The following is a 13,719-nucleotide window of genomic DNA, read 5'->3' on the forward strand; positions in this document are numbered from 1 at the left end:
TCGCGAGGGTGCGTACACTGGTCGGAGTCCCACAACCAGGCACCTCCCCACCGACACGGTGCCGTCCACAGAACCGGAGAAGACCATGCCGTCAGCGATGCCCGAGAAGCCCGCCCTCGAAGGACTCGAGGCCCGTTGGGGTCAGGTCTGGGAGGGCCGCGGCACCTACCGCTTCGACCGCACCGGCGCGACCCGCGCCTCCGTGTTCTCGGTCGACACGCCCCCGCCCACGGCCTCGGGCAGCCTGCACATCGGCCACGTGTTCAGCTACACGCACACCGACGTCAAGGCCCGGTTCGAACGCATGCGCGGCAAGAGCGTGTTCTACCCGATGGGCTGGGACGACAACGGCCTGCCCACCGAGCGTCGCGTCCAGAACTTCTACGGCGTGCGCTGCGACCCGTCGCTGCCCTACGACGCCGGCTTCACCCCGCCCTTCGAGGGCGGCGACAACAAGTCGTCGAAGGCCGCCGACCAGGTGCCGATCTCGCGCCGCAACTTCATCGAGCTCTGCGAGCGCCTGACCGTCGAGGACGAGAAGCAGTTCGAGGACGTCTGGCGGAAGCTCGGCCTCTCGGTCGACTGGACCCAGAGCTACCGCACCATCGACGACGGGTCGCAGGCCATCGCCCAGAAGGCGTTCCTCCGCAACCTGGCGCGCGGCGAGGCCTACCAGGCCGACGCCCCCACCCTCTGGGACGTCACCTTCCGCACGGCCGTCGCCCAGGCCGAGCTCGAAGACAAAGAGATGCCCGGTGCGTACCACAAGCTCGCCTTCCACCGCACCGACGGCGAGGGCGACGTGCTGATCGACACGACGCGCCCCGAATTGCTGCCGGCCTGCGTGGCCCTCGTGGCGCACCCCGACGACGAGCGCTACCAGGCGCTGTTCGGCACGACCGTCCGCTCGCCCCTGTTCGACGTCGAGGTGCCCGTGGTCGCGCACCACCTGGCCCAGCCCGACAAGGGATCGGGCATCGCCATGGTCTGCACCTTCGGCGACACGAACGACGTGGTGTGGTGGCGTGAGCTGCAGCTGCCGAACCGAGCCGTGATCGGCTTCGACGGACGGTTCGTCAGCGAGGCGCCCGAGGCGATCACGTCCGAGGCTGGTCGCGCCTCGTACGCCCAGCTGGCCGGCAAGACGGTGTTCAGCGCCAAGCAGTCGGTGGTCGAGCAGCTCACGGCCTCTGGCGAGCTCGTGGGCGAGATCCGCAAGATCTCGCACCCGGTGAAGTTCTTCGAGAAGGGCGACAAGCCCCTCGAGATCGTGTCGACCCGGCAGTGGTACGTGGTCAACGGAGCCCGCGACGAGCAGCTCAAGGGCTCGCTGCTCGAGCGCGGCGCCCAGGTGGCCTTCCACCCCGACTTCATGCGCGTGCGGTACGACAACTGGGTCAACGGCCTGAACGGCGACTGGCTGATCTCGCGTCAGCGCTTCTTCGGCGTGCCGATCCCGGTCTGGTACCCGCTCGACGGTGACGGCAACCCCGTGTTCGACCGGGTGATCGTCCCGTCCGAGGACCAGCTGCCGATCGACCCGGCGTCCGACACGGCGCCCGGCTACGACGAGTCGCAGCGCGGCGTGCCCGGCGGGTTCCAGGGCGAGGTCGACGTGATGGACACCTGGGCGACCTCGTCGCTCACGCCCCAGCTGGCCGGCGGGTGGGAGCGCGACCCCGAACTGTTCGACCTGGTGTTCCCGTACGACGTTCGTCCGCAGGGGCAGGACATCATCCGCACCTGGTTGTTCTCGACGATGCTCCGGTCGCAGCTCGAGTCGGGCACCGTGCCCTGGAAGAACGCCTCGATCTCGGGCTTCATCGTCGATCCCGACCGCAAGAAGATGTCGAAGTCGAAGGGCAACGTCGTCACGCCGGCCGCCATGCTCGACGAGCACGGCTCCGACTCGGTGCGCTACTGGGCGGCGTCGAGCCGACTGGGCACCGACGCCGCGTTCGACCCGCAGAACCCGAAGCAGATCAAGATCGGTCGTCGCCTGGCGATCAAGGTGCTGAACGCGGCGAAGTTCGTGTACTCGTTCGAGCTGCCCTCCGGTGAGTTCGAGATCACGCAGCCGCTCGACCGCGACCTGCTCGCGTCGTTCGCCGCCGTGGTCGAGACCGCGACCGAGGCGCTCGAGGGCTACGACCACGCTCGCGCGCTCGAGACGACCGAGAAGTTCTTCTGGGCCTTCTGCGACGACTACCTCGAGCTCGTCAAGGAGCGCGCCTACGGGGCGACCACCCCGGCCGAGCAGGCCTCGGCCGTGCTCGCGCTGCGGACGGTCCTCGAGGGCCTGCTGCGCCTGCTGGCGCCGTACCTGCCGTTCGCGACCGAAGAGGTCTGGTCGTGGACCCACGACGACTCCGTGCACCGGGCCGCGTGGCCGACGGTCGGCGAGCTCGGCCTCGCCGAGGGCGAGCGCTCGTCGGGCCTCGTCGGGCTCGTGGGCCAGGCGCTGATCTTCGTCCGTCGGGCGAAGTCCGACGCGAAGGCCTCGCAGAAGACCCCGGTGGCCTCGGCCGTCATCACGGGCCCGGCCGCCCAGCTCGACCTCGTCCGGCTCGCGGCGGATGACCTCGCGGCGGTCGGCAAGATCGCCGAGCTGTCGTTCGCCGAGGGCGACGAACTCGCGGTCGGCGACATCGTGTTCGCCGAGCAGCCGGCCGACGGCGCGACCGCCCCTGCTGCCGCCCCCGCTCCGACGGCGGGTGCCTGATGCAGCTCGGCACGCGGTGGAGCGTGGGAGGCGCGGCTCCGGCCGAACTGCCCGCTCCCGTCCTCGGGGCGGTCGCCCAGGTCGAGCGTGAGCTCTCCGACCAGGGCGTCGACGCGACGTCGTGGCGCTGGACGCTGACCTGGCTCGAGCGCCGCCCCGTCGTCGAGCTCGACGACGGCACGGTCATCCGCGTCGACGCCGTCACCGGCGAGGCCCACGTCCACGAGCCCGTCGATGCCGAGGGCGACGACGACTAGCCGGGCCTGCGCTGCGACGGCAAGATGGGCCGCTCCCCCTCGGGGTGAGCGGCCCATGCTGCACCGCGGAGCGAACCTGGCCTTCACTCTTCATACTCATACAGGCCGCCGCCGCAGACCAGGATCAATGCAACCTCCCTGGGCCACACATACTTACCCTGTAGCGTCAGCTGTCAATCTTAGAAAATAAATCGACGCCTGCATTTAGAACTACATAGGTATACATCGCCGATAACTGACAAAGCCATGACGGACTGTATATGTTTCTAATACTTTGTTGAGAGGCGACGCAGGTGGTTTCCGTCTAGAGCCGAAAGGCCCCTGTTAATGTCGGCCTGAATCTCCGGAGGTAAGGTACTTGTTTTCACGCCCGTTCGCATAGCATCCCGCAGCAAAGAACCTTTTTTGGTGCCAGCGATCTTGTCAGCGTTTTCGGCAAAAAAGGCAGCAAGAGGCCGTAATCTTGCATCTTCCCAGACGCTTCCTCCCATGCGTGCCGCGGAACGGAAGGCGATTCCGCAACACTCAGCAACTGTTTCAGTGAACTTCAAGTCGTGAGACTTCTCCCCCAAGGTTTTTCCGGAATGAAAGCCCGCCAGTGCACGATTAAAAGCGGAAGAGAGCGCCCCGTCTTTCAGGTCTTCCTCGGCCCATCGTTTCCAGCTGTCGACATGAGCTGTAACTATTCTCTGCCTTTGCTTTCCTGAGGCAGTCTCTAAAGCCTCTTCAATGTATTCCTGCCCCTCGGCATACTCACCGGCCCAAACACGAAATGTACCCAGCAAGAATGCCGTGTCCTGGTTGGGCCAGCAGTCGTAAGCCTGGGTAGCAGCGGGAACTGCAAGCGCAACATCATGCAATTCCCGGCCAAGAACTACTGCCAATCCATAACTTGACACAGCTTTCGCCTTAGGTTCGGAGGCATACTTAAGAGACGCGTGGTAGTAGGGAACTGCAGCCTCGAACTGTCCTTCAGCCACCCTTAGGTCGCCAGATACGCGGTATACCTCGCTGTATTCAGGACTGAAATTGCGGGCGCGCTCTACCTGTTCACGGGCCTTCAGGTAGTTTCCGCGGCTTGCGAAATTTATGGCTGTTGCCAAAAGGTGTACGACAGGGCCATCAGCCGAGTCGCGCGCTAGGACGCGGCGCAAGTCCATGCGTTTGTCCTGTTGGGCGATGCTGTTCTCGAGGCTCGCCTTAAACTGCCGTTCTCTTTGCAGGACTGCAAGTAGTTTGGCATCCCCTCTATCGGGCCCCGGGAGAAATGCACGCGCCGTAGGTGTTAGGGCCAGGCGACCAGAAACTTCACCCGATTTGTCCGCCTCAATCACAACGAGCGAACCCCGCGTGAGTTCTTGCGTGGCAGAGCGAAGTGCGTCGATGTCCATGTCAGAGAACACAGCGAATTCTTCGAAGCCAATGCTGCGATCGAGGGCACGAAGGATTGCCAGCACTGATTTGGAATCGTCGGATAAAACGTCGTAAACGTTACGGACGCAGAAATCCAAGAGTTCGTCTTGGGAACGAAGAATGTCAAGAGGAACTCTGCCCGCTTCACCGGAGAGGACGTACCATCTGATCGCAAGCGGGCTATAGCGCAAAGACGAGACCACGCGGGAAAGTGTCTCTTCAGACGTGGCAGCCATGTCTCTCTGACCGCGCTTCGATGCAAATTTCCGAAATAGCTTCTTACTTTCTGCCTCTGTTAGGGCAGGCAGCGGGTACCTCTTCTCCAGCTGGCCGATGCCGATGCGGCTGGTGAAAAGGTAGTTAACAGTGTCGGGCAGAGTTTCGTACATCTCGAGGATCTCCGCACCCTGTGCGGACTCGAGATTATCAATTATAATAAGTGTTCGGATCCCGGCCAAGTGTTCAGCGAGGTCCTTTAAACCCCCACGGAAGTCATCTACAAGCCCGCGACCTAATTCATCAACAGTTCCCGACATTCCACGGATGGCTGACTTCAGTTCTTCAACACCATAGGCAGTGAGCCGCTCAGTCTTTAGGGATACCCAAAGGATGGCTTCGTATGGATTTGTCGGGCTATCGAGAAGACGATACGCGACATCGAGAGCCAGGGCAGTCTTTCCGATACCTCCCTCCCCGGTGATCGTGCTCACGGCTTCCCGCCCTCGTTCGAGCGCATCAATGATTCTTCGAGACTCGGCACCACGACCAACGAATCCTGTCTCGTCATAGTCAGGCTCAGGAAGGTTATGAATGACGGCCTCGTCGGGTGCCTGCTGGCGGAGAACAACTGGTTCCCAAGCCGGCTCATCTCTGAGGCGCTTGACGACACTTTGAGTCTCGCTCCAATGTCGCGATTGGAAAAAACTTAAGAGGCGAAGTGCTTCCTCTGGGTCGTCCGGAAGAAGGGGCCGCCCATGGGCAACGCGGTTGCGAATACCGGTCAAGGTTCCGGCAGCCGTTACACCCGCCAGAATCTCCTCCGCCAGCTGGTGAGGAAGCTCCTGCCTGCCGCGCGTTAGAACTTCATAAGCTGGCTGAAAATCGAGGTAGTCGAGGATGCTCGCTTCGGACCCGGCTGGGTCCCGTTCCAGACGAGCTTTGGCTGAATCGTAGGATGCCCCCAACGCTTCTTGCTCCGTGCTGTGCCCGAGAAGATGATCAGCGATAAGCCTGCGCATATCTGACTCAAAAGCCTCGAGCGCAACGTGAAGCCGCCCCCTGCTCATGCGCATTAAGTCGAGTTTTTCTACTTGAGTCCCCATGTAGGAATAGTAAGCCATGAGCTTTCCTCGCTCGATGTCGTCTGATACCGGCAAGGGTTAGATCTCCAAAACGATTGGGGGGTGCGGATGCCTGGGGCCTAGATCAGGCACGGGCGAGCACCTCGCCGTGGGGCATGATCAGCCAGCCGTCGGGGGCGTCGCTCCAGGCGCGCCAGGCGTCGGCGATCGCGTGCAGCTCGCCGTCGGTGGCGGCGCCCTTCTCGATCGCGTCGGCGTGGAACGCCGACTCCGTCGCCCGGGCCGCCCAGCTGTCGCCCCACCAGGTGCGGTCCTCGTCCGAGGCGAAGCACCACACGGAGGCGCTGCTCGCCACGTCGACGAAGCCCGCCTCGAGCGCCCAGCCCTTGAGGCGCCTCCCCGCGTCGGGTTCACCGCCGTTGCCCCGGTGCACCGCCTGGTAGACGGTCATCCAGCGATCGAGACCGCGGTTCTCGGGAGCCCAGACGCAGCCGTGGTAGTCGACGTCGCGGACGGCCACGACTCCCCCGGGCCGGGTCACCCGGCGCATCTCGCGGAGGGCCGCGACCGGGTCGCCGACGTGCTGCAGCACCTGGTGTGCGTGCACGACGTCGAACGTGTCGTCGTCGAAGGGCAGCGCGAAGAGGTCGGCCGTCTCGAAGCGGACGTTGTGCAGGCCGGACCGGACCGCGAGGGCCGTCGCCTGCTCGACGATGCCGGCGGCGGCGTCGACGCCGACCACCCGCCCCGGCGCGACGCGTCCGGCGATGTCGACGGTGATGGTGCCGGGGCCCGAGCCGACGTCGAGCACGCTCACGCCGGGCACCAGGTGCGGCTCGAGGTACGCGGCCGAGTTCTCGACCGTGCGCCACGAGTGGCTGCGCAGCACGCTCTCGTGGTGGCCGTGGGTGTAACGGGCGGGCGTCTCGGGGCGGTCGCTCATGTCGCGACCCTAGCGCGCCTCCTAGGGTGGGCTGATGACGAACCCGTTCCTCACCCCCAGCACGCTGCCGTACTCGCTGCCGCCGTTCGCGGACATCACCGACGACGACTACGGCCCGGCGTTCGAGGCCGGATTCGCCGAGCAGCTGGCCGAGGTCGAGCGGATCGCCACCGACCCGGCCGAGCCGACCTTCGAGAACACCGTCGCCGCCCTCGAACGCAGCGGAGCCACGCTGACCCGGGTCGAGCACGTGTTCTTCAACAAGACCTCGTCGGACTCGACCGAGGCGACCGACGCCCTCGAGCTCGACCTCGCCCCCAGGCTGGCGGCCCACGCCGACGCCATCCGCCTCGACCCGCGCCTGTTCGCCCGGCTGCGCGCCGTCCACGAGCGCCGTGACGACCTCGACCTGACCGCCGAGCAGCGCTACCTCGTCGAACGACTCGTCGACGAGGCGACCCGCTCGGGCGCCGCCCTCGGCGCCGACGAGAAGGGGCGCCTCCGCGAGCTCAACGGCAGGCTCTCGACCCTGACCACCCGCTTCGAGAAGAACCTGCTGGCCGACACGAACGACCTCGCCGTCGTGGTCGACGACGTCGCCGAGCTCGACGGCCTCGACCAGGGGGCGATCGACGCCGCCGCCGAGGCCGCGCGCGAGCGGGGGCTCGACGGCCGGTACGTCATCACCCTCGTGCTGTTCAGCGGCCACCCCTACCTGGCGAGCCTGACGAGCGAGTCGCTGCGCGAGCGCATCATGCAGGCGTCGCTGTCCCGCGGACGCCGCGGCGGCGACCACGACAACCGCGGCCTCGTGCTCGAGATCGCCCGCCTGCGGGCCGAGCGCGCCGAACTGCTCGGCTTCGCCTCGCACGCCGCCTACGTCACCGCGGGCGAGACCGCCGGCACCCCCGAGGCGGTGGCCGACCTGCTCGGCCGCCTCGCGCCGCCGGCGGCCCGCAACGCCCGTGCAGAGCAGGCCGCGCTCGAACGCGTCGCCGGCCGACCGGTCCGCGCCTCGGACTGGGCTTTCTACACCGAGCGCGTCCGCGCCGACGAACACGACGTCGACACCGCCGCGATGCGCCCGTACTTCGAGGCCGAGCGCGTGCTGCACGACGGCGTCTTCTTCGCGGCGGAGTCGCTCTACGGCCTGCACTTCGCCGAACGCCACGACCTCGTCGCCTACCACCCCGAGGCCCGCGTCTTCGAGGTCACCGACGCGGACGGCGGCGAGGTCGGCCTCTACGTGCTCGACCTGTACACGCGCGACAGCAAGCGCGGTGGCGCCTGGATGAACCCGCTCGTCTCGCAGTCGTCGCTGACCGGCCTGCCGACCGTCGTGGTCAACAACCTGAACGTGCCGAAGCCGTCGGCCGGCCGGCCGACCCTGCTGACGCTCGACGAGGTCACCACGTTCTTCCACGAGTTCGGGCACGCACTGCACGGGCTGGTCGCCCGGGTCACCTACCCGTCGTTCTCGGGCACCAACGTCTTCCGCGACTTCGTGGAGTTCCCGAGCCAGGTGAACGAGATGTGGATGCTCTGGCCCGAGGTGCTGGCCCACTACGCCGTCCACCACGAGACCGGCGAGCGGCTGCCCCGGCACCTCGTCGACGCCCTCCTCGCCTCGCAGGACTTCAACCAGGGCTTCGAGACGAGCGAGTACCTCGCCGCCGCCCTGCTCGACCAGGCCTGGCACGCGCTGTCGGCGGCCGAGGCGGCGGCCGTCACCGACGTCGAGGCCTTCGAGCAGGAGGCGCTGGCCGCGGTCGGCCTCGACCTCGCGTCGGTCCCCACCCGCTACTCGAGCACCTACTTCGCCCACACCTTCGCCGGGGGCTACGACGCCGGCTACTACTCGTACATCTGGAGCGAGGTGCTCGACGCCGACACCGTCGAGTGGTTCGAGCAGAACGGCGGGCTCGTGCGCGAGAACGGCGACCGTTTCCGGTCGCGCCTGCTCGGCGTCGGCGGCTCGAAGGACCCCCTCGAGGCGTACCGCGACTTCCGCGGGCGCGACGCCCGGGTCGAGCCGCTGCTCGCCCGCCGCGGGCTCGCCTGACGGCGGGCTGGCTGCGGGCTGATGCTCGGGCTCAGGCTCAGGTTCGGCGCGCATCGCATCGCATCGCACCGCACCGCGTTTCGTGCATGGCACCCGGACTAGTCCGGGTGCCATGCACGAAACGCGGTGTCGTGGCGCCCGGCCCGCCGCTGCCCGAATCCAGGCCCCGCACACCAGGACGCGCCCTCTGGACGGCGAACGCCCCCACTCGTGGAGCGGGGGCGTTCGTCGTGCCGTGCGGCCTGCGAGCCGGTGTCAGGCGGACTTCTCGGTGCGGTGCTCGACGAGCCGCGGGACGATGGTCGGCGCGGCGTTCTCGAGGACGGAGGCGCGGGTGACGACCACACGACCGACCGTCTCGTCGGAGGGCACGTCGAACATGATCGGCCCCAGCACCTCTTCGAGGATGGCACGGAGCCCGCGGGCACCCGTCTGCCGCAGGACCGCGAGATCGGCGATGGCCTCGAGGGCACCGCGGTCGAACTCGAGCTCGACCCCGTCGATCTCGAACATGCGCTGGTACTGGCGCACGAGCGCGTTCTTCGGCTCGGTGAGGATCTGCATCAGAGCGGGCTGGTCGAGCTGCGTGACCGTGGTGACGACGGGGAGACGCCCGATGAACTCGGGGATCAGCCCGAACTTGTGCAGGTCTTCGGGCAGGACCTCGCTGAACAGGGCCGCCTCGTCTTCTTTGCTGTGCAGCGGGGCACCGAAGCCGATGCCGCGCTTGCCCGCGCGGTTCGAGATGATGTCCTCGAGCCCGGCGAACGCCCCGGCGACGATGAAGAGCACGTTCGTCGTGTCGACCTGGATGAACTCTTGGTGGGGGTGCTTGCGGCCACCCTGCGGCGGCACCGAGGCGACCGTCCCCTCGAGGATCTTGAGCAGCGCCTGCTGCACGCCCTCGCCCGAGACGTCACGGGTGATGGACGGGTTCTCGGCCTTGCGCGCGATCTTGTCGATCTCGTCGATGTAGATGATGCCGGTCTCAGCACGCTTGACGTCGTAGTCGGCGGCCTGGATCAGCTTCAGCAGGATGTTCTCGACGTCTTCCCCGACGTAGCCGGCCTCGGTCAGTGCCGTGGCGTCGGCCACGGCGAAGGGCACGTTGAGCCGCTTCGCCAGGGTCTGCGCGAGATACGTCTTGCCGCAGCCCGTGGGGCCGATCAGCAGGATGTTCGACTTCGAGATCTCGACCTCGTCGGCCAGCGACTCGGCGGCCGTGAGGGTCGACGCGGCACGGATGCGCTTGTAGTGGTTGTAGACGGCCACCGACAGGGCGCGCTTCGCGGCGTCCTGACCGATCACGTACTCTTCGAGGAACGAGTAGATCTCGCGCGGCTTGGGCAGGTCGAACTCGCTCGTGGGCTCGTCACCCGCCTCGGCGAGGCGCTCTTCGATGATCTCGTTGCAGAGCTCGACGCACTCGTCGCAGATGTAGACGCCCGGACCGGCGATCAACTGCTGGACCTGCTTCTGGCTCTTGCCGCAGAACGAGCATTTGAGCAGATCGGCACTCTCACCTATGCGCGCCATGCTCGGCCTCCCTGGTTGGCTGAGGTCATCGACCGGGACCGGTCGTCGTGTCCACGAGCCTAACCCGAACCACCGACGCCCACGGACCGACCCGGGTGGTTCGCGCACATCCGCCGCGCCCCGCCGGTCGTGCGACGGATGGTCGGCACGACGAAGGCCCCGGGCTGGCGCCCGGGGCCTTCGTGGTCATGCGGTGGTCAGCGCGTGAGGGCGGCCGGCTGGTTCTTGCGGGAACCGAGGACCTGGTCGACCAGGCCGTACTCGAGGGCCTCCTGCGCACCGAGGATGTTGTCACGCTCGATGTCGCGGTTGACCTGCTCGGGCGTCTTGTTCGAGTGCTTCGACAGCGTCTCTTCGAGCCAGGTGCGCATGCGGAGCACCTCGGCGGCCTGGATCTCGATGTCGGAGGCCTGGCCACCGCTGCTGCCACCGGTCGCGGGCTGGTGGATCAGCACGCGGGCGTTCGGCAGCGCGAGGCGCTTGCCGGGCTGCCCGGCGGCGAGCAGCACGGCTGCGGCCGAGGCCGCCTGACCGAGGCAGACCGTCTGGATCTCGGGACGGATGTACTGCATCGTGTCGTAGATGGCCGTCATGGCCGTGAACGAGCCACCCGGAGAGTTGATGTAGAGCGTGATGTCGCGGTCGGGGTCCATGCTCTCGAGCACGAGCAGCTGGGCCATGATGTCGTCCGCCGAGGCGTCGTCGACCTGCACGCCGAGGAAGACGATGCGGTCTTCGAAGAGCTTGGCGTAGGGGTCCTGGCGCTTGTAGCCGTAGGCCGTGCGCTCTTCGAAGCTGGGCAGGATGTACCGGGAGTCGGGGGTCTGCACTCGACCCGCGCCACCCATCATCGGGAGTTCCATGAGTTCTTCTCTTTCTCGTTCTGACGAAGGGGCGGAGGCCTAGGCCTGGTCGGTGCCGGCACCGCCGACGACGTCGGTGGCCGACCCGCGGATGTGGTCGACGAAGCCGTACTCGAGGGCCTCTTCGGCGGTGAACCAGCGGTCGCGGTCGCCGTCCTCGTTGATCTGCTCGACGGTCTTGCCCGTCTGCGCCGCGGTGATCTCGGCCAGTCGACGCTTCATCGACAGGATCAGCTGGGCCTGCGTCTGGATGTCGGACGACGTGCCGCCGAACCCACCGTGCGGCTGGTGCAGCAGGACGCGCGCGTTGGGCGTGATGTACCGCTTGCCCTTCGTGCCGGCGGTCAGCAGCAGCTGGCCCATCGACGCGGCCATGCCGATGCCGACCGTGACGATGTCGTTCGGCACGAACTCCATGGCGTCGTAGATCGCCATGCCCGCCGTGATCGACCCGCCGGGCGAGTTGATGTAGAGGTAGATGTCCTTCTCGCTGTCTTCCGCAGCGAGCAGCAGCAGTTTCGCGGCGATCTCGTTGGCGTTCTCGTCGCGGACCTCAGAGCCGAGCCAGATGATCCGGTCTTTGAGCAGTCGGTCAAAAACACTGTTGGGCAGTGTCACGTCGGCCATGGTGGAGCTCCCATTCGTTGTCGCTTGTCGTCGAATCTATCGGAGCCGACGCGCGGGTTCCGGGCTGTTCGCCCACGGCAGATACCGGGCCCCGCGGGCCCCGCGGGGCCTCGCCCGACGCCCCGGGAGGCGCGGCACCGCAGACGACGGAGGGCCGGGTGCGCATCCGCACCCGGCCCTCTCGACGTGACGGGTCACACGACCCGACCCCGTCGACTACGCGTGGTCGTGACCCTCGTGGTCGTCGTCGTCACCGACGCCCGCGGTGGCGGTGAAGGCGGACAGGTCGACCGGGGCGCCCTCGCCGTCGACGACCTTCGCCTTGCTGAGCACGACCGCGAGGGCCTTGCTGCGGGCGACCTCGCCGACCATGGCGGGGATCTGGCCGTTCTGGTCGAGGACCTTGATGAACTCGCCGGGCTCCATGCCGTACTGCGCTGCGCCCTGGATCAGGTACTGCGTCAGTTCGTCCTGCTCGACCTTGACGGCCTCTTTCTCGGCGATGGCGTCGAGGAGGATCTGGTTGCGGAAGGCCTTCTCGCTGCTCTCCTTCACCTCGGCACGGTGCTCGTCGTCCTCGAGGCGGTTCTCCTGCTCGAGGTGACGGTGCACCTCGTCCTCGACGAGCTTCTCGGGGACGGGGATCTCGACGGACTCGAGCAGCTTCTCGACGACCTGGTCACGCGCCTGCGCGCCCTGACCGAAGGTCTTCGACTTGGCGAGCTGCTCTTTCAGGTCGCCCTTGAGCTCGTCGATGGTGTCGAACTGGCTGGCGATCTGGGCGAAGTCGTCGTCGGCCTCGGGCAGCTCGCGCTCCTTGACGGCCGTGACGTCGACCGCGATGAGGGCGGTCTCGCCCTCGCGGTCACCGCCGAGCAGCTTCGACTCGAACGTGGTGCTCTCACCGGCGGTCAGCGACTCGAGGGCCTCGTCGATGCCCTCGATCAGCTCGCCCGAACCCAGCTCGTACGAGATGCCCTTGGCCGTGTCGACGACGTCGTCGCCGATGGTGGCGGTCAGGTCGATCTGCGCGAAGTCACCCGAGGTGGCCGGACGGTCGACGGTGACCAGCGTGCCGAAACGGGTGCGCAAGTTCGTGAGCTCTTCGGCGATCTCGTCGTCGGTGACGTCGACCGTGTCGACCGTCAACTCGAGGCCGTCGTAGTCGGGCAGGTCGAAGTCGGGACGCACGTCGACCTCGACGGCGATCTTCAGGTCGCCCGAGAAGTCCTTGACGTCCGGCCACTCGACCACGTCGGCCTCGGGACGGCCGAGGACGCGGATCTCGGTCTCGGTCACGGCCTCGCGGTAGAACTTGTCGAGGCTCTCGCTGACGGCGTGGTTGAGCACCTCTTCACGACCGACCCGCTGGTCGATGATGGGCGGCGGCACCTTGCCCTTGCGGAACCCGGGGATGTTGACCGACTCGGCGATGTGACCGTAGGCGTGCGTGACGCTGGGCTTGAGCTCGTCGGGGGTGACGACGATGTTGAGCTTGACGCGCGTGGGGCTGAGCTTCTCAACCGTGGTCTGGACCAATGTGGGGCTTCTCCTGTGTTGGTGGCGCTGATCTCACATCCGAGACAGCAGGTAGACGATCGTCGGGGCGACAGGACTCGAACCTGCGATCTTCCGCCCCCAAAACGGACGCGCTAGCCACTACGCTACGCCCCGTGATTCAGCCTGGAACCGGCCGCCACACGTGGTCCCCGTTGAGGTCGGGTGCGTGAAGGCCGCGTCGAGTCTAGCCGACGCCGGGGGCCCGTGACGGAGCGACCTCGACCGATGCCTTATGCTTGTCTCACCCGCGCGGCCAGGCCGCTCACGGGGATGTAGCTCAATGGTAGAGCCTCAGTCTTCCAAACTGATCACGCGGGTTCGATTCCCGTCATCCCCTCGTGTTTGTTCGACGCCTCCGGCGTCCGGCGCCAGGGCGCCGTGAATGAATCTCCTCCACTACTTGCACGGAGGCGTCCGGCGCCGGAGGTGCCGTGG

The 13,719-nt window shown here is 66.7% G+C and carries 9 protein-coding genes and 2 tRNA genes; 4 read left to right on the top strand and 7 right to left on the bottom strand.

Annotated elements, in window-relative coordinates; genetic code table 11:
* Positions 1-97 precede the first annotated feature (97 nt).
* Together valS and AC3CCI_RS02115 are read left to right on the top strand one after the other, a co-directional pair.
* Complete coding sequence (gene valS / locus AC3CCI_RS02110; protein ID WP_488627963.1) at positions 98-2,722, top strand: valine--tRNA ligase; 2,625 nt, start codon at positions 98-100, stop codon at positions 2,720-2,722.
* Positions 2,722-2,979, top strand: a complete 258-nt coding sequence (locus tag AC3CCI_RS02115) for a hypothetical protein (protein ID WP_488627964.1) — start codon at positions 2,722-2,724, stop codon at positions 2,977-2,979. The genes valS and AC3CCI_RS02115 overlap by 1 nt, the downstream gene beginning before the upstream one ends.
* Before the next feature lie 266 nt (positions 2,980-3,245).
* On the opposite strand, the gene AC3CCI_RS02120 is transcribed toward AC3CCI_RS02115, so the two are convergent.
* Together AC3CCI_RS02120 and AC3CCI_RS02125 are read right to left on the bottom strand one after the other, a co-directional pair.
* A complete protein-coding gene (locus AC3CCI_RS02120; protein ID WP_488627965.1) occupies positions 3,246-5,732 on the bottom strand; it encodes a hypothetical protein in 2,487 nt (828 codons plus the stop codon).
* 85 nt (positions 5,733-5,817) lie between these two features.
* Positions 5,818-6,636 carry a methyltransferase domain-containing protein gene (locus AC3CCI_RS02125; protein WP_488627966.1) on the bottom strand — a complete coding sequence of 273 codons (819 nt, stop codon included), beginning with the start codon at positions 6,634-6,636 and terminating at the stop codon, positions 5,818-5,820.
* 34 nt (positions 6,637-6,670) lie between these two features.
* Here AC3CCI_RS02125 and AC3CCI_RS02130 point away from each other — a divergent pair, with 34 nt between their 5' ends.
* Positions 6,671-8,698, top strand: a complete 2,028-nt coding sequence (locus AC3CCI_RS02130) for a M3 family metallopeptidase (protein WP_488627967.1) — start codon at positions 6,671-6,673, stop codon at positions 8,696-8,698.
* Between the two features lie 255 nt (positions 8,699-8,953).
* Here the strand turns inward: AC3CCI_RS02130 and clpX are convergent, their stop codons facing one another.
* From clpX to AC3CCI_RS02155, 5 genes are all read right to left on the bottom strand, one after another.
* Positions 8,954-10,234, bottom strand: coding sequence for an ATP-dependent Clp protease ATP-binding subunit ClpX (gene clpX, locus AC3CCI_RS02135; protein ID WP_488627968.1), 1,281 nt, complete (start codon positions 10,232-10,234; stop codon positions 8,954-8,956).
* A gap of 197 nt (positions 10,235-10,431) precedes the next feature.
* Positions 10,432-11,097 (bottom strand): ATP-dependent Clp protease proteolytic subunit, encoded by a 666-nt coding sequence (locus AC3CCI_RS02140; protein ID WP_056262509.1) that lies wholly within the window; start codon positions 11,095-11,097, stop codon positions 10,432-10,434.
* A gap of 39 nt (positions 11,098-11,136) precedes the next feature.
* Complete coding sequence (locus tag AC3CCI_RS02145) at positions 11,137-11,724, bottom strand: ATP-dependent Clp protease proteolytic subunit (RefSeq protein ID WP_043597035.1); 588 nt, start codon at positions 11,722-11,724, stop codon at positions 11,137-11,139.
* 216 nt (positions 11,725-11,940) lie between these two features.
* Positions 11,941-13,263, bottom strand: a complete 1,323-nt coding sequence (gene tig / locus AC3CCI_RS02150) for a trigger factor (protein WP_354593414.1) — start codon at positions 13,261-13,263, stop codon at positions 11,941-11,943.
* Positions 13,264-13,325: 62 nt separating this feature from the next.
* Positions 13,326-13,398, bottom strand: a tRNA-Pro gene (locus tag AC3CCI_RS02155).
* Positions 13,399-13,550: 152 nt separating this feature from the next.
* On the opposite strand from AC3CCI_RS02155, the gene AC3CCI_RS02160 reads away from it, so the two are divergent.
* A tRNA-Gly gene (locus tag AC3CCI_RS02160) sits at positions 13,551-13,621 on the top strand.
* The last annotated feature ends 98 nt before the right edge of the window (positions 13,622-13,719 follow it).

The organism is Frigoribacterium sp. CF331 (assembly GCF_057787905.1).

Bases quoted from the DNA above. Each gene is read 5' to 3' on its own strand.
- valS (WP_488627963.1), top strand. From the start codon at position 98: ATGCCCGAGAAGCCCGCCCTCGAAGGACTCGAGGCCCGTTGGGGTCAG.
- AC3CCI_RS02115 (WP_488627964.1), top strand. From the start codon at position 2,722: ATGCAGCTCGGCACGCGGTGGAGCGTGGGAGGCGCGGCTCCGGCCGAA.
- AC3CCI_RS02120 (WP_488627965.1), bottom strand. From the start codon at position 5,732: ATGGCTTACTATTCCTACATGGGGACTCAAGTAGAAAAACTCGACTTA.
- AC3CCI_RS02125 (WP_488627966.1), bottom strand. From the start codon at position 6,636: ATGAGCGACCGCCCCGAGACGCCCGCCCGTTACACCCACGGCCACCAC.
- AC3CCI_RS02130 (WP_488627967.1), top strand. From the start codon at position 6,671: ATGACGAACCCGTTCCTCACCCCCAGCACGCTGCCGTACTCGCTGCCG.
- clpX (WP_488627968.1), bottom strand. From the start codon at position 10,234: ATGGCGCGCATAGGTGAGAGTGCCGATCTGCTCAAATGCTCGTTCTGC.
- AC3CCI_RS02140 (WP_056262509.1), bottom strand. From the start codon at position 11,097: ATGGAACTCCCGATGATGGGTGGCGCGGGTCGAGTGCAGACCCCCGAC.
- AC3CCI_RS02145 (WP_043597035.1), bottom strand. From the start codon at position 11,724: ATGGCCGACGTGACACTGCCCAACAGTGTTTTTGACCGACTGCTCAAA.